Origin of the sequence: Bradyrhizobium sp. BR 10289, assembly GCF_019455385.1 — a bacterium.
Lineage (GTDB): Bacteria > Pseudomonadota > Alphaproteobacteria > Rhizobiales > Xanthobacteraceae > Bradyrhizobium.
The window spans coordinates 16,219-37,981 of the sequence record NZ_JACOFR010000018.1; the positions used below are offsets into that span (position 1 = coordinate 16,219).

General features: G+C 63.7%; 19 protein-coding genes. 8 read left to right on the forward strand and 11 right to left on the reverse strand.

Going from position 1 to position 21,763, the window contains the following annotated elements:
- Positions 1–9: 9 nt before the first annotated feature.
- Together HYH08_RS25575 and xth are read left to right on the forward strand one after the other, a co-directional pair.
- Positions 10–792, forward strand: a complete 783-nt coding sequence (locus HYH08_RS25575) for a molybdopterin-binding protein (RefSeq protein WP_220012606.1) — start codon at positions 10–12, stop codon at positions 790–792.
- A gap of 117 nt (positions 793–909) precedes the next feature.
- Positions 910–1,725 (forward strand): exodeoxyribonuclease III, encoded by an 816-nt coding sequence (gene xth, locus HYH08_RS25580; RefSeq protein ID WP_220012607.1) that lies wholly within the window; start codon positions 910–912, stop codon positions 1,723–1,725.
- Positions 1,726–1,825: 100 nt separating this feature from the next.
- On the opposite strand, the gene HYH08_RS25585 is transcribed toward xth, so the two are convergent.
- Together HYH08_RS25585 and HYH08_RS25590 are read right to left on the reverse strand one after the other, a co-directional pair.
- A complete protein-coding gene (locus HYH08_RS25585) occupies positions 1,826–2,269 on the reverse strand; it encodes a cyclic nucleotide-binding domain-containing protein (RefSeq protein WP_220012608.1) in 444 nt (147 codons plus the stop codon).
- Positions 2,270–2,328: 59 nt separating this feature from the next.
- Positions 2,329–3,015, reverse strand: coding sequence for a response regulator transcription factor (locus HYH08_RS25590; protein WP_008142830.1), 687 nt, complete (start codon positions 3,013–3,015; stop codon positions 2,329–2,331).
- A 204-nt stretch (positions 3,016–3,219) separates the two neighbouring features.
- Here HYH08_RS25590 and HYH08_RS25595 point away from each other — a divergent pair, with 204 nt between their 5' ends.
- On the forward strand, positions 3,220–3,789 hold the full coding sequence (locus HYH08_RS25595) for a L,D-transpeptidase family protein (protein ID WP_220012609.1): 570 nt from the start codon (positions 3,220–3,222) through the stop codon (positions 3,787–3,789).
- Between the two features lie 7 nt (positions 3,790–3,796).
- On the forward strand, positions 3,797–4,582 hold the full coding sequence (locus tag HYH08_RS25600; RefSeq protein WP_220012610.1) for a 2-keto-4-pentenoate hydratase: 786 nt from the start codon (positions 3,797–3,799) through the stop codon (positions 4,580–4,582).
- Between the two features lie 72 nt (positions 4,583–4,654).
- Here HYH08_RS25600 and HYH08_RS25605 read toward each other — a convergent pair whose 3' ends face one another.
- Positions 4,655–5,344 carry a YggS family pyridoxal phosphate-dependent enzyme gene (locus HYH08_RS25605; protein ID WP_220012611.1) on the reverse strand — a complete coding sequence of 230 codons (690 nt, stop codon included), beginning with the start codon at positions 5,342–5,344 and terminating at the stop codon, positions 4,655–4,657.
- A gap of 109 nt (positions 5,345–5,453) precedes the next feature.
- On the opposite strand from HYH08_RS25605, the gene HYH08_RS25610 reads away from it, so the two are divergent.
- On the forward strand, positions 5,454–7,157 hold the full coding sequence (locus HYH08_RS25610; protein ID WP_220012612.1) for a diguanylate cyclase domain-containing protein: 1,704 nt from the start codon (positions 5,454–5,456) through the stop codon (positions 7,155–7,157).
- A gap of 1 nt (position 7,158) precedes the next feature.
- On the opposite strand, the gene HYH08_RS25615 is transcribed toward HYH08_RS25610, so the two are convergent.
- Positions 7,159–8,208 (reverse strand): GGDEF domain-containing protein, encoded by a 1,050-nt coding sequence (locus HYH08_RS25615; RefSeq protein WP_220012613.1) that lies wholly within the window; start codon positions 8,206–8,208, stop codon positions 7,159–7,161.
- 196 nt (positions 8,209–8,404) lie between these two features.
- Between HYH08_RS25615 and leuS the strand changes: the two genes are divergently transcribed.
- Genes leuS through holA form a run of 3 tightly spaced genes read left to right on the forward strand, consistent with a single transcriptional unit; the run spans position 8,405 to position 12,633 of the window.
- Entirely contained in the window at positions 8,405–11,041 is a 2,637-nt protein-coding gene (leuS, locus tag HYH08_RS25620) for a leucine--tRNA ligase (protein WP_220012614.1), read from the forward strand.
- Positions 11,028–11,579, forward strand: a complete 552-nt coding sequence (locus tag HYH08_RS25625; RefSeq protein ID WP_220012615.1) for an LPS assembly lipoprotein LptE — start codon at positions 11,028–11,030, stop codon at positions 11,577–11,579. The genes leuS and HYH08_RS25625 overlap by 14 nt, the downstream gene beginning before the upstream one ends.
- 25 nt (positions 11,580–11,604) lie before the next feature.
- Positions 11,605–12,633, forward strand: coding sequence for a DNA polymerase III subunit delta (gene holA / locus HYH08_RS25630; RefSeq protein ID WP_220012616.1), 1,029 nt, complete (start codon positions 11,605–11,607; stop codon positions 12,631–12,633).
- 291 nt (positions 12,634–12,924) lie between these two features.
- Here holA and HYH08_RS25635 read toward each other — a convergent pair whose 3' ends face one another.
- The 7 genes from HYH08_RS25635 to hemJ all read right to left on the reverse strand — a co-directional run bounded on the left by HYH08_RS25635 (position 12,925) and on the right by hemJ (position 21,524).
- Positions 12,925–13,812 carry a ParB/RepB/Spo0J family partition protein gene (locus tag HYH08_RS25635; RefSeq protein WP_220012617.1) on the reverse strand — a complete coding sequence of 296 codons (888 nt, stop codon included), beginning with the start codon at positions 13,810–13,812 and terminating at the stop codon, positions 12,925–12,927.
- A gap of 131 nt (positions 13,813–13,943) precedes the next feature.
- On the reverse strand, positions 13,944–14,798 hold the full coding sequence (locus HYH08_RS25640) for a ParA family protein (RefSeq protein ID WP_220012618.1): 855 nt from the start codon (positions 14,796–14,798) through the stop codon (positions 13,944–13,946).
- A 31-nt stretch (positions 14,799–14,829) separates the two neighbouring features.
- Complete coding sequence (rsmG, locus tag HYH08_RS25645) at positions 14,830–15,462, reverse strand: 16S rRNA (guanine(527)-N(7))-methyltransferase RsmG (RefSeq protein ID WP_349631464.1); 633 nt, start codon at positions 15,460–15,462, stop codon at positions 14,830–14,832.
- A gap of 145 nt (positions 15,463–15,607) precedes the next feature.
- Positions 15,608–17,488, reverse strand: coding sequence for a tRNA uridine-5-carboxymethylaminomethyl(34) synthesis enzyme MnmG (gene mnmG / locus HYH08_RS25650; RefSeq protein ID WP_220012619.1), 1,881 nt, complete (start codon positions 17,486–17,488; stop codon positions 15,608–15,610).
- 411 nt (positions 17,489–17,899) lie between these two features.
- Complete coding sequence (mnmE, locus tag HYH08_RS25655) at positions 17,900–19,255, reverse strand: tRNA uridine-5-carboxymethylaminomethyl(34) synthesis GTPase MnmE (RefSeq protein ID WP_220012620.1); 1,356 nt, start codon at positions 19,253–19,255, stop codon at positions 17,900–17,902.
- 315 nt (positions 19,256–19,570) lie between these two features.
- Entirely contained in the window at positions 19,571–20,836 is a 1,266-nt protein-coding gene (gene rho, locus HYH08_RS25660; RefSeq protein WP_220012621.1) for a transcription termination factor Rho, read from the reverse strand.
- A gap of 253 nt (positions 20,837–21,089) precedes the next feature.
- On the reverse strand, positions 21,090–21,524 hold the full coding sequence (gene hemJ, locus HYH08_RS25665; RefSeq protein WP_220012622.1) for a protoporphyrinogen oxidase HemJ: 435 nt from the start codon (positions 21,522–21,524) through the stop codon (positions 21,090–21,092).
- Positions 21,525–21,763 lie beyond the last annotated feature (239 nt).

Genomic DNA, 21,763 nt, shown 5'->3' on the forward strand with positions numbered 1-21,763 from the left:
AGAATAGCGATGGCCAAGCGCTCATTCCTGATCCCCGGCGTCGACAAGCGACTGCTGATCAAGGACTCCCTCAAGACGATGCCTGACGTCACCCGCCGACGCTTCATCGCGGGCGGCGCCAGTCTCGGCGCGCTGACGCTGCTCACCGGCTGCGACGTGGTCGACTCCTCGTCCGCCGACGCGCTGCTCGCAAAGGTCTCGAAATTCAACGACGCGGTGCAGTCGTTCATTTTCAATCCCGACGCGCTGGCGCCGACCTTCCCGGAGAGCGCGATTACGAAGCCGTTCCCGTTCAACGCGTATTATGATCTCGACGATGCGCCGGAGGTCGACGGCAAAGACTGGAAACTCGAAGTGCGCGGTCTCGTCGACAACAAGAAATCCTGGACGCTGGACGAGCTCTACAAGCTGCCGCAATTCACGCAAATCACCCGCCACATCTGCGTCGAGGGCTGGAGCGCGATCGGCAGCTGGACCGGCACGCCCTTGCGCGATTTCCTCAAGTTTGTTGGCGCCGACACGCGTGCGAAATATGTCTGGTTCCAGTGCGCCGACAAGGACGGCTACAACTCGCCTCTGGACATGCGCACCGCGCTGCATCCGCAGACGCAGATGACGTTCAAATACGCGGGCGAGATCCTGCCCCGGGCCTACGGCTTCCCGATGAAGATCCGCGTGCCGACAAAGCTCGGCTTCAAGAACCCGAAATACGTGGTCTCGATGGAAGTCACCAACGACTATAAGGGCGGCTATTGGGAAGATCAGGGCTACAATTCGTTCAGCGGAAGCTGATGGCTTTACAGTCGGCGCGGCATGACTGACCCAGCCGGGGCGAAGCATGAAAAGACGGTGGGCACGGCGGTTTGCGGCTTTGCCTGCCCTGCGGGAGCTTGCTAAGACGCAAGTCCCATGCGTCTTTCCCTGACAACCTGGAACATCAACTCGGTGCGGCTGCGCATCGACCTGGTCGCGAAATTCCTCAAGAGCGCGCGGCCGGACGTGCTGTGTCTGCAGGAGACCAAATGCATCGACGATGCCTTTCCGCTGAAGCGCTTCAAGCGGCTCGGCTATGAGCACGTCGCGCTGAACGGACAGAAGGGCTATCACGGCGTCGCCATCGTCTCGAAGATTCCATTCGACTCCACCGACATCCGCACGTTCTGCGACAAGGTGGATTCGCGTCATATCTCGGTCTCGTTCGGCGAAAAGGCCAACATCGCAAAGCCGCTGGTGCTGCATAATTTCTACGTGCCCGCCGGCGGCGACATTCCCGATCCCGCGCTGAACGAGAAATTCGACCACAAGCTTCGCTTTCTCGACGAGATGAAGGCCTGCGAGCCGCTGCATCCGCGCGGGGATGACAGGCACATCCTGGTCGGCGATCTCAACGTCGCGCCGCACGAGAACGACGTGTGGTCGCACAAGCAGCTGCTGAAGGTGGTCTCGCACACGCCTGTTGAGACCGAGAAGCTGAAAGCGGCGCTTGAAGCCGGTGAATGGGTCGACGTCGCCCGCGACCGCATCCCGCTTTCGGAGAAGGTCTATACGTGGTGGAGTTACCGCTCGGCCGACTGGACTGTCGGCGATCGCGGCCGCCGGCTCGACCACATCTGGGTCTCGCGCGCGCTCAAGGATGCCGTCAGCGATTTCAGGATTCTGCGCGATGCGCGGAGCTGGGAGCGGCCGTCGGACCACGTGCCTGTGACGGTGACGCTGGACGTTTGAGGTCCCGTAGCCCGGATGGAGCGAAGCGAAATCCGGGGCGGTCTTTCCGTGCGCACGAATCCCGGATTACGCTGCGCTCCATCCGGGCTACGGCAGCCGTTCAAGACGTCAGCTTCGCACCGGCCATCAAGATATCGCTGGCGATCTGGCTCGACCGCACCGCGAATTCGTCGCGCAGCCGTATCGCAGCCGCAGGATCGCTCTCGAGCACGCGCTGGAACAGGCTGCGCGCGATGCGAATGACGGAGGCATGTTCAAGCGCGATCGCGCTGGACGGCCGCTTCATCGGCACGACCAGCGCGAGTTCGCCGATCAGTGCGCCGGGACCTGCGATCATTTCAGCGCCGGCGCCATCATCGACCCGGAAGGCGCCGCGCTGAACCACGTAGCCGGCATCGGCGTCATCACCGAGATTGAACAGAACATCGCCGCGGACGAAGTTACGCTGCTCGGAGCCGATCGCCAGCATGCGCAACGAGGCGTCTCCCAACAGGCGCAGTGTCGGGACACGCTCAAGAAGCGCTACGTCGTCGTCGATTGACATTCAGGTCCGAGGCTCGAGGGGCACGCGATCTAAAACGATTCGCGCGCTCTCGAAGCGTATCACGGCACCAGCTTGTAGCCACCGGCTTCCGTTACCAGGATTTCCGGGTTGGCAGCGTCCTTCTCGATCTTCTGGCGGAGGCGGTAGATGTGGGTTTCCAGCGTGTGGGTGGTGACGCCGGAATTATAGCCCCAGACCTCCTGGAGCAGGGTCTCGCGCGACACGGGCATCTGGCCGGCCCGGTAGAGGAAGCGGAGGATCGCCGTTTCCTTCTCGGTGAGGCGGACCTTGCGCGCGTTGGCCGCGGTCAGCATCTTCGAGCCCGGACGGAAGGAATAGGGGCCGACCGAGAACACCGCGTCCTCGCTGGCCTCGTGCTGACGGAGCTGGGCGCGGATGCGGGCCAGCAACACGGCGAAGCGGAAGGGCTTTGCGACGTAATCGTTGGCGCCGGATTCCAGCCCCAAAATCGTGTCGGAATCGGTGTCGTGCCCAGTCAGCATGATGATCGGGGCCTTGAAGCCACCCTTGCGCAAGGAGCGGACCACCTCGCGGCCGTCGGTGTCGGGCAGGCCGACATCCATCAGGACGAGATCAGGGGAATTGGCCTTCGCGGCGCTGGCGCCCTTGGCGCCGGTATCGACGGCAGAGGCCTCGAATTCTTCGTGCAGCGATAATTGCTCCACCAACGTATCGCGCAGATCGGTATCGTCATCCACGATGAGGATCTTGCGGGCATTGGCCATAGGGGGTCATCCTTTTGGAGTCCGACGGGGCGCGCATGCATGCCGCGCCCTGCCGCGAGGGGAAGTTTAGGGGTCGCTGTTATTATTCTTGTTCGTCTTGAAGTAGTGGGCTGTTACCGATTCACAAGCCAGAACCACTCTAACTCAAAACAGCAGGGCGTTTCGATGAATGTCCTGTAATCAATTCGACATCACACGCTCCTGATGAAAAACAAAGCTGTGTCAGATAGTTGTAGCAGGAATCGAAGCGTCGGGCCACTGTCCATCGTCCGCGTTAAGCCTGCCGCCGGAAATCCGCGCCGGGGCTGGCTGACGGCGGGAGCGCTGACCATTCCGGTGGCGCTGGGACGTGGCGGGATTTTGGCGAACAAGCGCGAGGGCGATGGCGGCACCCCCAGGGGCAGCTTCCGTCTCCGGCAATTATGGTGGCGGGGCGACCGGCACAGCCGGCCGCAGACCTTTCTCCCGGCGCGGGCCATTACCAGCACCGATGCCTGGTGCGAGGATCCCGGCGATCGCCACTACAATCAATGGATTCGGCGCGAAGAGGGCGAGGGCGGTGACCGGCTGAAGCGCGCCGACCATCTCTATGACTTCATCATCGAAATCGACCACAACACCCGCCCGCGCATCGCCGGCCGGGGCAGCGCAGTGTTCCTGCACCTCGCCCGCGACAATTTCGGCCCAACCGCAGGCTGCGTCTCCATGACCAAGGCGGCGATGCTACAATTGCTCCGACGGATCGGGCCAAGGACAAGAATCATCATCGGGTAAGGACACTATGCTCGGCAAGGATCAGATCGCCGCCGCATCGCGCGGGCTCGTCCGGCATTGGCGTGACGGCACCAAGCTCGACGCGCTGGAGAAAGATCTGCGCCCGCAGAGCCGCGCCGATGGCTACGCCATCCAGGCCGCGCTCGAAACGGAATCGCTCGGACAAGTGTTCGGATGGAAGATCGCGGCAACCAGCGAGGCCGGGCAGAAGCACATCAATGTTGGCGGTCCGCTGGCCGGACGCATCATGAGCAGCACTGTGATCGCCGATGGCGGCACCGCGCCGATGACGGGCAACGAGATGCGCGTCGGCGAGCCTGAATTCGCCTTCCGCATGGGACGCGACCTGCCGCCACGCGCAACGCCGTACACTGTCGACGAGGTGCTCGCCGCGGTCGAGAGCCTGCACCCCGCGATCGAGATTCCGGATTCGCGCTTTGTCGATTTCGCCAGCGCCGGTGAAGCGCAGCTGATCGCCGACAACGCCTGCGCGCATCTGTTCGTCCTGGGCGCGGCAACGTCAGCGAACTGGCGTGCGATGGATCTGGTCGAGGAGCGGCCGAAGATCACGCTGCGCGGCCAAGACTATCTCGGCCACGGCAAGAACGTGCTCGGCGATCCCCGTGTTGCGCTGGCCTGGCTTGCCAACGAGCTCTCCGGGCTCGGCATCACCTTGCGCGCAGGGCAGGTGGTGACCACAGGCACCTGCCATCCGCCGCTGCCGATCCAGGCCGGCGATCAGTTCGCGGTGGATTTTGGCGTGCTGGGGACTGTGTCGGTGAGGTTCGCGTAAACCGTTGCTACGCTCGTGCGCCGGACGCGAGGAGGGGCTCGAGCTATCGCCTCAGGCTTTCGCGAATGGCAATCACCGATGTCCGAAGATCGCACTGCCAACGCGCACATGCGTGGCACCCAGCATGATGGCGGTCGCAAAATCCGCGCTCATGCCCATCGAGAGATTCTTCAAGCCATTGCGCTCCGCGATCTTGGCGGTCAGCGCGAAATGCGCCGCCGGCGGCTCGTCCACCGGCGGAATGCACATCAGGCCCGAGATGGTCAGCCCGTAGGTGTCGCGGCAGCTCGCCAGGAAGGCGTCGGCCTCGCCGGGGGCGACGCCGGCCTTCTGCGGTTCCTCGCCGGTGTTGATCTGGACGAACAGCTGCGGGTGCTTTTTCTGGGATTCGATTTCCTTGGCTAACGCTTGGCAAATGCTCGGCCGATCGACCGAATGGATGGCGTCGAACAGCGCCACTGCCTCCTTGGCCTTGTTGGATTGCAGCGGCCCGATCAGATGCAGCGCGATTCCGGGGTAAACGGAGGTTAACGCCGGCCACTTGCCCTTGGCCTCCTGCACACGATTTTCGCCAAATACGCGCTGTCCGGCATCAATTATCGGCGTAATTGCATCCGCCGCGAACGTCTTCGACACCGCGATCAGCGTGACGGAGGCGCGATCGCGCCGCGCTTCCTTGCAGGCGCGCGCGATTTCGGCTTCGACCGCGGCGAGCGCGTTTGGTGAATGGCCGGTTACCGGCGCGGCGTTTTCTTCTGTCATGACGTCGGATCGGACTGGATCGTGGCGGTGCTAGTTCTAATTTTACCGAGTTCAAGAAAGGGTTTTTGAACCCTTCGCTTTACCTTAGCCCGCGGGGTGGGTAGCGAAGATGGCAAAACTCAGTTTCAACCGCAAACGAGCGAAACTCAAGCAGGTTCTCGGAATCCGGGCGCGCCTTGCGCTGCTCGCGGTGATTCTGGTGGCGCCCTTGATGCTCGAGCGCATCCGTTCGCTCGAGGACACGCGCACGCGACAGATCGCGCAAGCTGCGGCCGAGTTCAACACCGTGGCGAGGCACAGCGCCGACGCGCAGCGCGAAGTGATCTCGTCGGTCGAGACCATCCTGAAATCGGAAGCCTTCATCCGCGCCTCCGCCGGCGGCATCAGCAAGAGCTGCGACGTGCTGCGCGCGAGCCTGCCGTCGAACCTGCCCTGGATCCGCACGCTGCTGATCGCCGGCCAGGACGGCCGCATCCAGTGCGCCACCAACAACATGTATGTCGGCCTCGATCTCAGCGACCGGCCCTATTTCCAGCAGGCGCAGGAAACCGGCCGCTTCGTGCTGAGCGATTTCATCCTGTCGCGTCCGGTGCTGTCGCCGACCGTCATGGCGGTTTACCCGGTTTCTGCCTTCAGCGGCGTCGCCGATGCCGTCGTGCTCGCCACCGTCAATCTCGACTGGATGTCGAAGGTGATGAACAATCTCGGCGGCCGCGCCGGCATCACGGCCGTGCTGGTCGACAGCGCCGGCATCGTGCTGGCCGCTCCGGCCGACCAGTCCAGCGCGATCGGCCGGCCGCTCGACAACATGCCGCTGATGTCCGCGATCGCCGACAGGGCGCTGCGGTCGGACCAGGACGAGGGTTCGCTCTCGTTCCTCGCCGCCGACGGCTCACGTCGCGCGGTGAGCTATATCCGCATCGCCGGCACCAATGCCCGCCTGATCGCCAGCATCGACGAGGACAAGGTGTCCGCGGCGGTGAGCCGCGACATCCGCACCGCCTATCTCCAGCTCGCCTTCGTCGTGCTGTTCGTCCTGCTCGGCGCGCTGATCGCCGCCGAAAAGCTCGTGATCAAGCCGATCGAGATGCTGGCCGATATGGCCAAGCGCCTCGGCGAGGGCGATCTGTCGGCGCGTGCGGCGCGCAACCGCCTGCCGGCCGAGTTCGTGCCGCTGGCGCGCGCGTTCAACGCGATGGCCGCGCGGCTGAGCCAGCGCGAGCGCGAGCTGATCGCGAGCAATGACCGGCTGACTGTGATGGCCTCGATCGACATGCTGTCCGGCCTTGCCAACCGTCGCGGCTTCCAGAGCCGGCTCGATTTCGAATGGATGCGCGCGCAGCAATATGGCAGCGACCTTGCGCTGCTGATGATCGACGTCGACCATTTCAAGCTGTTCAACGACACCTATGGCCATCTCGAAGGCGATTCCTGCCTGACCCGGCTCGGCGAATCGCTCTCCGGCATTGCCGCCGACACCATGGGCTTTGCGGCGCGCTATGGCGGCGAGGAATTCTGCCTGCTGCTGCCGAACACCGATGTGAACCGCGCCGTCGAGATCGGCGAACAGGTGCGCGCGGCCGTGCTGCGGCTTTGCCTGCCGCACATCACCTCCGCCCACATGATCGTCACCGTCTCGATCGGCGTCGCCGCGACCAAGCCGAACGAGGCGTTGCGCCCCGGAGATCTGATCGAAGCCGCCGACGCCGCGCTCTACGCCGCAAAACATCGCGGCCGCAACAACGTCGTCGAACACGGCGTGCAGGCGATCGAGACCGGCGCTGCGGATATCATGATGGTGGCCAGCGCCTAGCCTAGCCCGCAGCTCCCGCGCGCTCGAGCTCGACTTCCGTCACCACGCGATTGCGGCCGCCGCCCTTGGCGAGATAGAGCGCGCGGTCGCAGCGCTCGATCAGATCGGTGGCCGCCTCGCCCGCGCGGTACTGCGCCACACCGATTGACACGGTAATGCTGGGCAGGGTCTCGCCGGTCGAGCGGCGCGTGATCGTGCATTCGGCGATGGCGTACCTGATCCGCTCGGCAAGCTCGGCGCAGGTGGCGAGATCGGCGTCGGGCAGCACGGCGATCAGCTCCTCGCCGCCATAGCGGGCCGGCAGATCCTGCGTGCGAACTTTTTCGCGCAGCACCTTGGCCATCAGCCGCAGCACCTGGTCGCCGACGCCATGGCCGAAATTGTCGTTGAAGGTCTTGAAGTGGTCGATGTCGAGCAGGAGCACGCTGAGCGGCTCGCCCCACTCGGCCGTGGTCTGAGCCTTGCGCAGGAATTCGTCGAGCGCCCGCCGGTTGGCGAGGCCGGTCAGCGTATCGGTCCGGGCGCGCTCCTCGGACCGGGACAGCGAGTCGCGGATCACATCGAGTTCACGCGTTTTCTCGGCAAACCCTGCCTCGAGCCGCGTCGCCCTCGTGGCGGCACGGGCCAGCTCGTTCATGAGCTGGGCCACCAGCGCCTTGGGATCGACCCCCGCCTTGCCCTGATCGGCAACCTGGCTGATCACCTGCATCTGAGAACGATTGTCGGCAATCGCGGTCGTCAGAAACTCCTTCGCCGCACCCATGACGGCATGGAGCCGCTCGGAAGTGTCGGCGGCGACGGCGGCGCTCACCTGGGGCGCGATGTAGGTCTCGAACAGGTCCTGGTTGGTCCTGCTGTCGAACGGACGATTGTGATCGATCAGGAGATCGACGGCGTTGCGCAAATCGTCATGGTCGCCGGCGAAATACTGGAACCAGATGGCAAAATTGCTCGGCGTCGACGGAATCCGCTGTTCGGCCATGCTTCGCATCGCCCGTCCGGCGATGGACGCGGCATAGTCGTAATCGGGATCGTCGAAATCTGCGGGCATTGCCTGACGCGGGGTACACGATTGGCGGCCAACCTCGCACCGACCCCTTAATCCGATCCGAATACCCTCGTCCGTACTTTTGCGGAGCAGTCATGCGGGGTGCCTCGGGCAGCGGCAACCCATTGACCCCCCGAGGACTTCTATGGCCTAGTCCGGCCTCTTCACGCGGCCGAAACCACGAAAACCCAACGATTCCATGACCTCCGAACGCTATAACGCCCGCGAATCCGAACCGCGCTGGCAGGCCGCCTGGGACCAGCAGGCGATCTTCGTCTCCAAGAACGACGATTCGCGGCCGAAATATTATGTGCTCGAGATGTTCCCCTACCCCTCGGGGCGCATCCATATCGGCCACGTCCGCAACTACACGCTCGGCGACGTGCTGGCACGCTTCATGCGCGCCAAGGGGTTCAACGTGCTGCATCCGATGGGCTGGGACGCGTTCGGCCTGCCGGCCGAGAACGCCGCCATCGAGCGCAAGGTCGCGCCGAAAGCCTGGACCTACGACAACATCGCCGCGATGAAGAAGCAGCTCCGCTCGATCGGGCTGTCGCTGGACTGGTCACGCGAATTCGCGACCTGCGATCCCAGCTACTACAAGCATCAGCAGAAGTTGTTCCTCGACATGCTCGCCGCCGGCCTCGCCGAACGCGAGAAGCGCAAGCTGAACTGGGATCCGGTCGACATGACCGTGCTCGCCAACGAGCAGGTGATCGACGGCCGCGGCTGGCGCTCGGGCGCCGTTGTCGAACAACGGGAAATGAGCCAGTGGGTCTTCAAGATTACGAAGTACTCGCAGGAGCTGCTGTCGGCGCTGGATGGTCTGGACCGCTGGCCGGACAAGGTGCGCCTGATGCAGCGCAACTGGATCGGCCGCTCCGAGGGCCTCCTGATCCGCTTCGCGCTGGATGCTGCGACGACGCCTGAAGGCGAGAGCGAGCTGAAGATTTTCACGACGCGGCCAGACACGCTGTTCGGCGCGAAATTCATGGCGATTTCGGCGGATCATCCGCTGGCGCAGGCGGCTGCCGCGAAGAACCCGAAGCTTGCCGAGTTCATCGCCGACATCAAGAAGATCGGTACCGCGCAGTCGATCATCGACACCGCGGAGAAGCAGGGTTTCGACACCGGCATCCGCGCGGTGCATCCGTTCGACCCGAGCTGGAAGCTGCCGGTCTATGTCGCCAATTTCGTGCTGATGGAATACGGCACCGGCGCCATCTTCGGCTGTCCCGCGCACGACCAGCGCGACCTCGATTTCGTCAACAAATACGCTCTCGGCAATACGCCGGTGGTGTGCCCGGAGGGTCAGGATCCCAAGACCTTTGTCATCACCGACACCGCCTATGACGGTGACGGCCGCATGATCAATTCGCGCTTCCTTGACGGCATGACGATCGATCAGGCCAAGGACGAAGTCGCAAAGCGCCTGGAGAGCGAGCTGCGCGGCAACGCGCCGGTCGCCGAGCGTCAGGTCAATTTCCGCCTGCGCGACTGGGGCATTTCGCGCCAGCGCTATTGGGGCTGCCCGATTCCGGTGATCCACTGTCCGAAATGCGACGTGGTCCCGGTGCCGGATGCCGACCTGCCGGTGGTGCTGCCGGAGGATGTCAGCTTCGACAAGCCGGGCAACGCGCTCGACCATCACCCGACCTGGAAGCACGTCACCTGCCCGAAATGCGGCGGCAAGGCGCAGCGCGAAACTGACACCATGGACACCTTCGTGGATTCGTCCTGGTATTTTGCGCGCTTCACCGATCCCTGGAACGAGACCGCGCCGACCACGCCCGCCGTCGCCAACCGGATGCTGCCGGTCGACCAATATATCGGCGGCGTCGAGCACGCGATCCTGCATCTGCTCTACAGCCGCTTCTTCACCCGCGCCATGAAGGCGACCGGGCACCTCGCGCTGGACGAGCCGTTCGCCGGCATGTTCACGCAGGGCATGGTGGTGCATGAGACCTACCATAAGGCCGACGGCACCTGGGTGCAGCCGGCCGAGGTGAAGATCGAGGTCGGCGGCAACGGACGCCGCGCGACGCTGCTCGCGACCGGCGAGGAGGTCACGATCGGTCCGATCGAGAAGATGTCGAAGTCGAAGAAGAATACGGTCGACCCGGACGATATCATCGCGACCTATGGCGCCGACGTCGCCCGCTGGTTCATGCTGTCGGACTCCCCGCCGGACCGCGACGTGATCTGGAGCGACGAGCGCGTCCAGGGCGCCTCGCGCTTCGTGCAGCGGCTGTGGCGGCTGGTGAACGACGCCGCGGAACTCGGCAAGGAACTCGACAAGGCTGCCCCGGCGGCGCGGCCGGGTTCGTTTAGCGAGGATGCTACGGCCTTGCGCAAGGCCGCCCACGGCGCGCTCGACAAGGTCACGACCGGCATCGAGCGGCTGCACTTCAACGTCTGCCTCGCCCATATCCGTGAATTCGCCAACGCGTTTTCGGAGGTGCTGCAGCGCTCCGAGAAGCCGGCCGCTGACCTCGCCTGGGCGATCCGGGAGGCTAGCCAGATCCTGGTCCAGCTGTTCTCCCCGATGATGCCGCATCTGGCCGAGGAGTGCTGGCAGGTTCTGGGCCATAGTGGGCTGGTTTCGGAGGCCAATTGGCCCCAAATCGAACGCGATTTGCTGGTTGAAGACAGCGTGACCCTGGTGGTCCAGGTCAACGGTAAGAAGCGGGGTGAGGTCACAGTTGCAACAGCGGCCCAGAATCCGGAAATCGAGGCTGCCGTTTTGGCCCTCGATGCGGTAAAGCTGGCCCTGGACGGCAAGCCCGTCCGCAAGGTGATCATCGTCCCCAAGAGGATCGTGAATGTTGTCGGCTAGGATCCGCATCGCAGCCCGCTTGCTGGCGGTCGCCGCTCTGGCGGCCCTGACGGCTGGCTGCTTCCAGCCGATGTATGCCGAGCGCGCCGACGGCACCCCCGGCCTCCGCGAAAAGCTGATGGGCGTCGATCTGCCGCCGATCGACAAGGCTAACGCCTCCCGCGAGGCCCGCGTCGGCGTCGAGGTCCGTAACGCCCTCGCCTTCAAGCTCTACGGCACGGCCACCGGCATGCCGCCGACCCATCGTCTGGTGATCCGCTTCAACGGCGGCCGATCGTCACTGATCGTCGATCCCAGCACCGCTCTGCCAACGAGTGAAAATTACGGCATCGATTGCCAGTACAATCTGATCGAGATTGCAAGCGGCAGGTCGGTGATGACCGGCACCACGTTCTCGCGCGTGTCCTACGACATGCCCGGCTCCTACCAGCGCTTCGCCCGCAACCGCGCCCTGCGCGATGCGGAGGACCGTGCCGCCAACGAGATCGCCGAGAACATCGCCACCCGGCTCGCCTCGTTCTTCACCGCGGGCACCTGATTCACGCCTGTCATTCCGGGGCGAAATGGTCGCGCTGCGCGGAAAAGAGATCGACGCCTTCCTTGCCCGCCCCGACGCGGGCCGTCCCATCATCCTGCTTTACGGTCCTGACGCCGGTCTCGTGCGCGAGCGCGCGGATGCCCTGATTGCCTCCGCCGTCGACGATCCCAACGACCCGTTTGCGATGGTCAAGCTCGACGGCGACGAGCTCTCCGCCGAGCCCTCGCGCCTCGTCGATGAAGCCATGACGGTGCCGCTGTTCGGCGGCCGCCGCGCCATCCGCATCCGCGCGGGATCGCGCAGCTTTGCCAGCGGCGTCGACACGCTCGCCGAGATGAACGTGAAGGATTGCCGCATCGTGATCGAGGCCGGGGAGCTGCGGCCGGAATCACCGCTGCGCAAGGCCTGCGAGAAGGCCAGGACGGCAGTCGCGATCGGCTGCTATCCCGACACCGAGCGCGATCTCGCCAAGCTGATGGAAGACGAGCTCCGCATCGCAAACTTGCGGATCGCGCAGGATGCCCGCGCGGCGCTGATGTCGTTCCTCGGCGGCGACCGCCAGGCCTCGCGCAACGAGCTGCGCAAGCTCACCCTCTACGCCCATGGCAAAGGCGAGATCACGCTCGACGATGTGATGTCCGTGGTTGCCGATGCATCCGAGCTGAAGCTCGATCCGATTGTGGATGGCGCCTTCGCCGGCCGGCCCGATATCGTCGAGACCGAATTTGCAAAGGCGATGATCGCCGGCACCTATCCCGGCGTGATCATTTCCGCCGCCCAGCGCCAGGCCGCATGGCTGCACAAATCGGCACTCGCCATCGCGGACGGCCAGCCTGCCTCCGCCGTGCTCGACGGCGGTTTTCCGCGCTTGCATTTTTCACGAAAGCCAATGGTCGAGACGGCGCTGCGCAATTTCAGCGTGGCGCGCCTCACCGCCATCATCGAGCAGCTCGCCACCGCCGCGCTCGACACCCGCAAGCAATCCACGCTCGCCGCCGCCATCGCCCAGCGCACGCTGATGGCAATCGCTGTGAATGCAAAGCGGCGGGGATAGCGCCCGCTCTCTCCACGTCATTGCGAAGAGCTCTTGCGACGAAGCAATCCAGAATCTCTCCACAGAGGGATTCTGGATTGCTTCGCTGCGCTCGCAATGACGACGTGAAAAGAGATGTGTTCGTCATGACGGAACGATTCGCCAAATCCGGCAGGTGCGAGGCATGGGACGCATCGCGTCCCATGAGGAGCCTCGAAGGATGAACGGCCGAGATACAGCCGGGCCGTCGCCCTTCGAGGGCCGCTGAAGAAGCGGCCACCTCAGGGTGAGGGTGATGGAGCGTGGGCGCGCCTACACGGCGCCCTTGGCAAGCCGCTTCATCACCTCGTCAAGCTGATCGAGGTTGCGGTAGTTGATCTGGACCGAACCGCCGGGATCGCGGTGATTGACGGTGACCTTGAGGCCCAGCGCATCGCTGACGCGCTTTTCCAGATCGATCGTATCGGGGTCCTTTTCCTTCCCCCCGGTCGCTCGCGCCTTCTGCGGCTTGCGCTCCGGCACGCCCTCTTCATGCGCGAGCGCTTCGGCCTGACGGACGTTGAGGCCTTCCTCAACGATGCGCTTGGCTGCGGCGAGCGGATCGGGGACGCCGATCAGCGCGCGGGCGTGACCCGCCGTCAATTCACCGGTCGCGATGAAGGCCTGGACCTCGGCCGGCAGCTTGGTCAACCGCATCATGTTGGCGACGTGGCTGCGGCTCTTGCCGACAACCTTTGCGATGTCGTCCTGGCTGCGTTTGAATTCGTTGGCGAGCGCGTGATAGCCTTGCGCCTCTTCCATCGGATTGAGATCTTCGCGCTGCACATTCTCGACGATCGCGAATTCCAGCGCATCGCTGTCGCTGATGTCGACCGGCACAATCGGCACTTCGTGCAGGCCGGCCATCTGCGAGGCGCGCCAGCGCCGTTCGCCCGCGATGATCTCGAAGCGATCCTGTGCGCCCTTCACCGGGCGCACCACGATCGGCTGGATCACGCCGTGCTGCTTGATGGACTCGCTGAGCTCCTTGAGCTCGGTGTCCGAAAACGTCCGACGCGGATTGCGCGGATTGGCCTTGATGAATTCGATCGGCACCTTGCGCTGCGCGCGCGGACGATCGACATGCTGCGCCTCGCCGCCGACGTCACCGATCAGACTTGCAAGACCCCGGCCTAGTCGCGAACGCGCTTCGTCGGCCATCGCCAGCTCCCTTGGATTCACGCTGCAGCACTCCAGAACTGAATTCTTGTAGAGTGGGCAGCCAAGCGTGCCCACCAGACGCGGAAGATGGTGGGCACGGCGAAGACGCCTTTGCCCACCCTACGGCACCCTCAATGCGTAACGCGCAGCTCGCGCTCGCGCTGGATCACTTCGGTGGCAAGCCGCAAATACGCTTCGCTGCCGACGCATTTGAGATCGTAGACCAACACCGGCTTGCCGTAGGACGGCGCTTCCGAGATGCGCACGTTGCGCGGGATCATGGTCTTGTAGACCTTCTCTCCCATGAACTGACGGACGTCGGCGACGACCTGGTTCGAGAGGTTGTTGCGCGAGTCGAACATGGTCAGCACGATGCCGTGGATCGACAAATTCGGATTGAGCGTCGAGCGGACCTGCTCAACCGTCTGCAGCAATTGCGACAGACCTTCGAGCGCGAAGAACTCGCACTGCAACGGCACCAGGATCGCATCCGACGCGGCCATCGCATTCACCGTGAGCAAATTGAGCGAGGGCGGGCAGTCGATCAGCACATAGGTGTAGTCGGCGTCCGGCGAGACGTTGTTGTTGAGCGCGCCGATCGCATCGCGCAGCTTGAAGGCGCGGCCGGGCGTGGTGCCGAGCTCGAGCTCGAGGCCGGAGAGATCCATGGTGGACGGCGCGATGTGCAGCCGCGGCACTGCGGTCGAGACCACGGCTTCGCGCAAGGCGGCTTCGCCGATCAGGACGTCATAGGTCGAGCAGCTCCGGTTGCGGCGATCGATGCCGAGACCGGTGGAGGCGTTGCCCTGCGGATCGAGATCGACGATCAGGACACGCTCGCCAATCGCAGCGAGCGCCGTGCCGAGGTTGATCGCCGTGGTTGTTTTGCCCACGCCGCCCTTCTGATTCGCCAGCGCCAGGATGCGCGGATGCCCTTGCGGGACGTCTGCGGTCTGTTCTTGCTGCGGCTCGTCAATCACGCTCATCGCAAATTCCCCAACTCAACCCCTGAACGCCTCACCCGCGCCGTTCAACCGAAGCCAGCTCGACGATCCAACCGTCGCCTGTGCGGCTTTGGTGGAGCTGCGGTTGAATATTCCAATATTTAGCGGCTTCGGTCAATTCAGCCTCTACATCTTGACCCTTGAGAAACAACGCTTTTGCACCCTGGCGCAGCAGCGGCTTCGCAAAGCCGATGAGTTGATGTAGCGGAGCCAGCGCACGCGCGGTGACGCAATCGACGGGGCCGGTGATTCTATCCACATTATCCCCGATCTCAGCCAGATGTACGACTCCCGGAGATGTGGTGACGCGGATCGCTTCGCGCAAAAACGCGGTCTTCTTGGCGATTCGCTCGACCAGATGAACGCGGCCGTCGGGCTTGCCGGCCATGGCGCAGGCAAGCACGACACCGGGAAAACCGCCGCCGCTGCCGAGGTCCGCCCAGCGCGTTGCAGTTGGCGCGAGATCGACGAGCTGAAGCGAGTCGGCGATGTGCCGGGTCCAGAGGTTCGGCAAGGTCGAGGGCGCGACGAGATTGGTCTTGGCCTGCCACTCCCGGAGCAGCGCGATGTAGCGATCGAGGCGTTCCTCGGTTTCACGCGAAACCGGCGCGAGCTTGAGCGCCTCGCGCTTGTCGGCGTCGATGATGGAATCGAGCGCGTGGTCGTTGGCGCTGGCCTTGTCGAGCTTCGGTTTGGCCGGCGGTGGGTCCGATCGACGAACGGGGCCCTCCTCCGTTCCGGATCGTCGGGATAGCGGTCTGTCTCCGCCGCGTTGTTTCACGTGAAAACGCCTATGCAATGGCCTTGGACGACTTTCGCGCCTCGCGCCGGAGGTAGGCCGCGAGAATACCAAGCGCCGCCGGCGTCATGCCGTCGATCCGGCCGGCCTGGCCGACCGTGAACGGACGCGCCTTCTCCAGCTTGGCGCGGACTTCATTGGAGAGACCGGGGACCTGCTGGTAGTCGACCTCCGACAGCACCATCCCCTCGTCACGCCGGAAGGCTTCGACGTCGGCGCTCTGGCGCTCCAGATAGACGTCGTACTTGGCGTCGATCTCGAGATGGGTCGCGATGACAGGATCAATAGCCGACAGCTCCGGCCAGATCGCACGGACCTGGCTCCAGCCGATCTCCGGATAGGCCATCAGCTCGAACGCCGAGCGGCGCTGACCATCCCGGTTCAAGGACAGTCCGTGCTTGATCGCTTCGTTCGGGGTGATGGTCAGAGACTTCGAGAGCGCCCGGGCCGCGTTCAGGGCATCCATCTTGGTTCGGTGGAATCGGGTCCGGTCACTGCCGACGCAGCCCAGCGCGATCCCCTTCTCGGTCAGGCGCTGATCGGCATTATCGGCCCGCAAGGTCAGCCGGTACTCGGCCCGCGAGGTGAACATCCGATAGGGCTCGCTGATCCCGCGGGTGACGAGGTCGTCGATCATGACGCCGAGATAGCCGTCTGCACGATCGAACACCGTCAGCGCGGTGCCGCTGGCGTAGAGTGCGGCGTTCAGGCCGGCCACGATACCCTGCCCGGCGGCTTCCTCGTAGCCGGTGGTGCCGTTGATCTGTCCGGCCAGGAAGAGACCGCGCAAACGCTTGGTCTGGAGGGTCGGATCGAGCTCGCGGGGATCGATGTGGTCGTATTCGATGGCGTAGCCGGGACGGACCATCCTCACCCGCTCCAAGCCGGGGATGGTGGCAAGGATCGCGAGCTGAACCTCCTCCGGCAGCGAGGTCGAGATGCCGTTGGGATAGACCGTGCTGTCGTCGAGCCCTTCCGGCTCCAGGAAGATCTGGTGGCCGTCGCGGTCGCCGAAGCGGACGATCTTGTCCTCGATCGAGGGGCAGTAGCGCGGACCGGAGCTTTTGATCTGGCCGGAGTACATCGGAGAGCGATGGACGTTGGCCCGGATCACCTCATGAGTCGCGGAGGTCGTCCGGGTGATCCCGCACTGGATCTGCGGGGTCGTGATCCGCTCGGTCATGACCGAGAACGGCTCCGGCGGCTCGTCTCCCGGCTGCATCTCGACCGCAGACCAGTCGATTGTGCTGCCGTCCAGACGGGGCGGCGTACCGGTCTTGAGCCGTCCCAAGGTGAAGCCGGCTCGCTCGAAGGAGGCCGAAAGACCCATCGCGGGGGCCTCCCCGACCCGGCCGGCGGGCCAATTCTTCTCGCCGAGATGAATCAGACCGCGCAGGAAGGTGCCGGTGGTGACGACGACGGCCCCTGCCCGAAGCTCCCGGCCGTCCGCCAGGCGCAATCCGCTCACGCGACCATCGACCACGATCAACTCGTCGGCCTCGCCCTCGATCACGGAGAGACCTGTGGTCTCTCGGATCGCGGTCTGCGTGGCGACGGCATAGAGCTTCCGATCGGCTTGGGCCCGGGGACCACGCACAGCGGGACCCTTCCGGCGGTTCAGAACCCGAAACTGGATGCCGCCGGCATCGCCCATGCGGCCCATCAGACCATCGAGCGCGTCGACTTCGCGGACCAGATGGCCCTTGCCGAGACCGCCGATGGCGGGATTGCAGGACATCGCGCCCACGGTGGAGAAACGGTGCGTCACGAGAGCAGTCGCCGCGCCCATGCGGGCAGACGCAGAAGCGGCCTCACAGCCGGCGTGGCCGCCGCCGATGACGATGACGTCGAAACTCGCTCGGTCTGTTCGCATGGGAGGACTTCTAGCCCAGAGCGGAAAAAGCCGGAAGTGGAAACTGGCGAGTCGGGTGTTTCACGTGAAACAGGAGCGGTCGCCAGGACCAGACCCGATTTTCGAAAACAACCCCATGCACAGTAGAGATGGCGTTGAAGGAGCCGCTGTTTCACGTGAAACGAGACAGGGCGATGAGCGGCAGCGAGAGTCGCGTTCTACAGGGCGGTAAATTGCCAGACAGGGACGCTGTCATTGCGATTGGAGCGAGGCAATCACAGACCCGCCCAGCCTGCAGCCGGTCTGCTCCGCCTCTTCGCAAGGAGGGGCTGGATCCCGGGCGTTTCACGTGAAACAATATGGAACCCGCCCCGTTTCACGTGAAACAGCAAGCAGTGGAACAAGCGCTAGTCCTACATTGAAGAACTAGCCCTATTTCCCGATGCAGAACTTCTGGAAAATGGCTCCAAGGACGTCCTCGACGTCTACCCGGCCCAACAACCGTCCCAAGGCATAGGCGGCGGCGCGCAGCTCTTCGGCGGCTAGCTCTTCGCCCTCTTCTACAAGCTCCAGACTCCGGCGCAAGCTGTCCGAGGCCCGAACTAACAGATCCCGCTGGCGCGCCCGGGTCACCATTGCGCCCTCGCCGGTTCCGAAAAACCCGGCCGCGAATGTGACGACGGCCTCGATCAATTCGGGGATTCCATCCCCTCGGCTCGCCGAGATGCCGAACTTGCCAGCCGGCACCGGCGCGGCGCCACCAAGATCCATCTTGTTGCGGACGACCCAGATCGGGCCAGCGGAGCGATCGCCGCCGCTCCCGGAGCTCCGAATCGAGTGCATCGCGTCCGGCGCAATGGCCTGCTTCGCCTCGACCAGCCACAGCACAAGGTCGGCGTCCTCGGCGCGTGCCCTGGCCCGCCGCACCCCCTCCTGCTCGACCGGATCGTCGGTCTCGCGAATTCCCGCAGTGTCGATCACCGTGACAGGATAGCCGTCGAGATCGAGCTGCACCTCGATCACGTCGCGCGTGGTGCCGGCATACGGTGAGACGATCGCCACCTCGCGGCGCGCGAGCTGGTTGATCAGCGTTGACTTGCCGACATTCGGCGCGCCCGCGATGGCAACTACCAGGCCGTCGCGCAGACGTTCAGAATGCCCCTGTGCCGCAAGGACGTCTGCAATTTCATCATGCAGCGCCTTGATCGCCTTGACGGCCGGCGCTCGCAATTCGGCGGGCACGTCGCCCTCATCGGAAAAATCGATGCCGGCCTCGATCAGCGCAGACGCCTCGATGATACGTTCGCGCCAGTCGCGGGCGCGATCGCCGAGCAAGCCTTGCAGCTGGCGCAGCGCCTGGCGGCGCTGGCGGTCGGTGTCGGCGTGAATGAGATCGTCGAGGCCCTCGGCTTCGGTCAGGTCGAGCTTACCGTTCTCGAAGGCGCGGCGCGTGAACTCGCCGGGCTCGGCTGCGCGAGTATTCGGAATTAGAGAAATAGCCGCGAACAGCGCCGACAGCACCGCGCGGCCGCCATGGACGTGGAATTCGGCGACGTCCTCGCCGGTCGCACTTGCCGGCCCCGGAAACCAGAGCACCACGGCATCGTCGATCGGCTGGCTCGCGGCGTCACGGAGCAGCCGGCGGGTGGCCTGCCTTGGGGCCGGCAGCTTGCCCGCCAGGGTCGTCAACGCAAGTCCGGCCTGCGGTCCGGACACGCGCACCACTGCGATCGCGCTCGGCGCGCGGCCGGACGACAGCGCAAAGATGGTTTGGTCCCGCGGGTGCATGGCTTATTTGTCCGGCTCGCGGCGAAAAGGCAAACGCCCCGTTTTCAGCTCCGCAAGGGGCCGATTTTGCTGCACCAAATCCTGCAGCAAATACGCATATTGCGTCGCAGCATAATTATCTATTCTGCTGCAAATCTGCGTCCTTCCGGAACAGATCGTCCGCTAATTTCAGGTATTGTTCCAATATATCAATAGATTATAGGAATTACGGGGCCCACGGGGCGAGGCGCCTCTCGTGCTGCATCTTTCCCGCAGCAAAAGCTGCACAACAAAAAGGGCGCCCGAAGGCGCCCTTCGTATCATGCTGCAGTGCACTCAGGTGTTCATCGAGTCGAAGAACTCGGAATTGCTCTTGGTCGAGCGCAGCTTGTCCAGGAGGAAATCGATCGCGTCCATCGTGCCCATCGGATTGAGGATGCGGCGGAGCACGTACATCTTCTTGAGCACCTGCGGATCGGTGATGAGCTCTTCCTTGCGGGTGCCGGACCGCGAGATGTCGATCGCCGGGAAGGTGCGCTTGTCCGAGACCTTGCGGTCGAGGATCAGTTCCGAGTTACCGGTGCCCTTGAACTCTTCGAAGATGACTTCATCCATGCGGCTGCCGGTATCGACCAGCGCGGTCGCGATGATGGTCAGCGAGCCGCCCTCCTCGATGTTGCGGGCGGCACCGAAGAACCGCTTCGGGCGCTGCAGCGCGTTGGCATCGACACCGCCGGTCAGCACCTTGCCGGATGACGGCACCACGGTGTTGTAGGCGCGCCCCAAGCGCGTGATCGAATCCAGCAGGATGACGACGTCCCGGCCGTGCTCGACCAGGCGCTTGGCTTTCTCGATCACCATCTCGGCGACCTGGACGTGACGCACCGCCGGCTCGTCGAAGGTCGAGGACACGACCTCGCCCTTCACCGAACGCCGCATGTCCGTGACTTCTTCCGGACGCTCGTCGATCAGAAGCACGATCAGATAGCATTCGGGGTGATTGTGCGTGATCGAATGCGCGATGTTCTGCATCAGCACGGTTTTACCCGTGCGCGGCGGCGCAACGATCAGTGCGCGCTGGCCCTTGCCGATCGGGGCGACGATGTCGATCACCCGTGCAGAAAGATCTTTCCGCGTCGGATCGTCGATTTCCATACGGAAACGCTGATTCGGGAACAGCGGCGTGAGATTGTCGAAATTGACCTTGTGCTTGGCCTTTTCCGGGTCCTCGAAATTGAGCGTGCTGACCTTCAGCAGCGCGAAATAGCGCTCGCCCTCTTTCGGGCTGCGGATGTGACCTTCGATGGTGTCGCCGGTGCGCAGCCCGAAGCGGCGGATCTGCGAAGGCGAAACGTAGATGTCGTCCGGACCCGGCAGATAATTCGCATCGGGCGAGCGGAGGAAGCCGAAACCGTCGGAGAGCACCTCGACGACGCCCTGGCCGACGATGTCGGTTTCGGCGAGCGCGAGCTGCTTGAGGATGGCAAACAGCAGCTCCTGCTTGCGCATGGTGCTGGCGTTCTCGACCCCATTCTCCTCCGCAAACGAGACGAGCTCGGCCGGCGTCTTGGACTTGAGGTCTTCGAGTTTAATTTCCCGCATTGGGGTGGTCCTGTGGGGTAACCTTAGGGGGAGAGGGGTGCGAGGAGGCTCTGAAATGCGGACGTGAGAAGGTAAGGTCCGCAGGTCTGGCAAGGTTAAGTGCCGGTGAGGCTTCAAACCTGATGCGGTGTCCGGCCTTCAAAAAAGCTCAGACACAACCACATCCGCCTGCGTTGGGTGGGATATCGATAATATAGAAAATCGCTTCTCACTCCGCAAGCCGAAGCGCTGAGCGATCATTCACGATTGCTGCCTAGAACGGCTTCACGATCACCATGATGACGATGACGATCATCAGGACGGTCGGCACCTCATTGATAATCCGATAGAATTTCTGGCTGCGCGGGCGCCTGTCGGCGGCGAAATCCTTGACCCAGCGGGAAAAAAAGCCGTGGACCGCGGACATCGCGAGAACCAGTGCCAGTTTTACGTGCAGCCAGCCGAATGTGAACCAATGACCGGACCAGGCCAGATAAAGCCCGGCCAGCCAGGTGACCATCATGGCGGGGTTGATGATGGCCTTTAGCAGCCGGCGTTCCATCACCTTGAACGTTTCCGACTGCTTCGATCCGACCTCGGCCTCGCAGTGATAGACGAACAGCCGCGGCAAATAGAGCATGCCGGCCATCCAGGAGATGACCGCGATCACGTGCAGTGCCTTGATCCAGAGATAGACGTCTTCAAACATTCCCGGCGTCCAGATTGCTACCCGGCCTTCGAAAGGGCTGGGGATAGTAAGAACTCGTTAAGGTCTCACCTGCACACATATCCCTCGGGTGTGCCTTCCTCAAATCTAGAATCTTAGATTCTTAAGGTTTGAGTCTGAGTGACCGTGGATTGGACTCACGCAATTCCGTCCGCGCGTTCTTGCGCGCTTGTTCACATCCATCAACATATCCCTGATGGTCTCGGCGGCATCCGATAAAT

Excerpts from the sequence above, each read along its gene's own strand:
- HYH08_RS25575 (WP_220012606.1), top strand. The coding sequence starts at position 10 with ATGGCCAAGCGCTCATTCCTGATCCCCGGCGTCGACAAGCGACTGCTG.
- xth (WP_220012607.1), top strand. The coding sequence starts at position 910 with ATGCGTCTTTCCCTGACAACCTGGAACATCAACTCGGTGCGGCTGCGC.
- HYH08_RS25585 (WP_220012608.1), bottom strand. The coding sequence starts at position 2,269 with ATGTCAATCGACGACGACGTAGCGCTTCTTGAGCGTGTCCCGACACTG.
- HYH08_RS25590 (WP_008142830.1), bottom strand. The coding sequence starts at position 3,015 with ATGGCCAATGCCCGCAAGATCCTCATCGTGGATGACGATACCGATCTG.
- HYH08_RS25595 (WP_220012609.1), top strand. The coding sequence starts at position 3,220 with ATGAAAAACAAAGCTGTGTCAGATAGTTGTAGCAGGAATCGAAGCGTC.
- HYH08_RS25600 (WP_220012610.1), top strand. The coding sequence starts at position 3,797 with ATGCTCGGCAAGGATCAGATCGCCGCCGCATCGCGCGGGCTCGTCCGG.
- HYH08_RS25605 (WP_220012611.1), bottom strand. The coding sequence starts at position 5,344 with ATGACAGAAGAAAACGCCGCGCCGGTAACCGGCCATTCACCAAACGCG.
- HYH08_RS25610 (WP_220012612.1), top strand. The coding sequence starts at position 5,454 with ATGGCAAAACTCAGTTTCAACCGCAAACGAGCGAAACTCAAGCAGGTT.
- HYH08_RS25615 (WP_220012613.1), bottom strand. The coding sequence starts at position 8,208 with ATGCCCGCAGATTTCGACGATCCCGATTACGACTATGCCGCGTCCATC.
- leuS (WP_220012614.1), top strand. The coding sequence starts at position 8,405 with ATGACCTCCGAACGCTATAACGCCCGCGAATCCGAACCGCGCTGGCAG.
- HYH08_RS25625 (WP_220012615.1), top strand. The coding sequence starts at position 11,028 with ATGTTGTCGGCTAGGATCCGCATCGCAGCCCGCTTGCTGGCGGTCGCC.
- holA (WP_220012616.1), top strand. The coding sequence starts at position 11,605 with ATGGTCGCGCTGCGCGGAAAAGAGATCGACGCCTTCCTTGCCCGCCCC.
- HYH08_RS25635 (WP_220012617.1), bottom strand. The coding sequence starts at position 13,812 with ATGGCCGACGAAGCGCGTTCGCGACTAGGCCGGGGTCTTGCAAGTCTG.
- HYH08_RS25640 (WP_220012618.1), bottom strand. The coding sequence starts at position 14,798 with ATGAGCGTGATTGACGAGCCGCAGCAAGAACAGACCGCAGACGTCCCG.
- mnmG (WP_220012619.1), bottom strand. The coding sequence starts at position 17,488 with ATGCGAACAGACCGAGCGAGTTTCGACGTCATCGTCATCGGCGGCGGC.
- mnmE (WP_220012620.1), bottom strand. The coding sequence starts at position 19,255 with ATGCACCCGCGGGACCAAACCATCTTTGCGCTGTCGTCCGGCCGCGCG.
- rho (WP_220012621.1), bottom strand. The coding sequence starts at position 20,836 with ATGCGGGAAATTAAACTCGAAGACCTCAAGTCCAAGACGCCGGCCGAG.
- hemJ (WP_220012622.1), bottom strand. The coding sequence starts at position 21,524 with ATGTTTGAAGACGTCTATCTCTGGATCAAGGCACTGCACGTGATCGCG.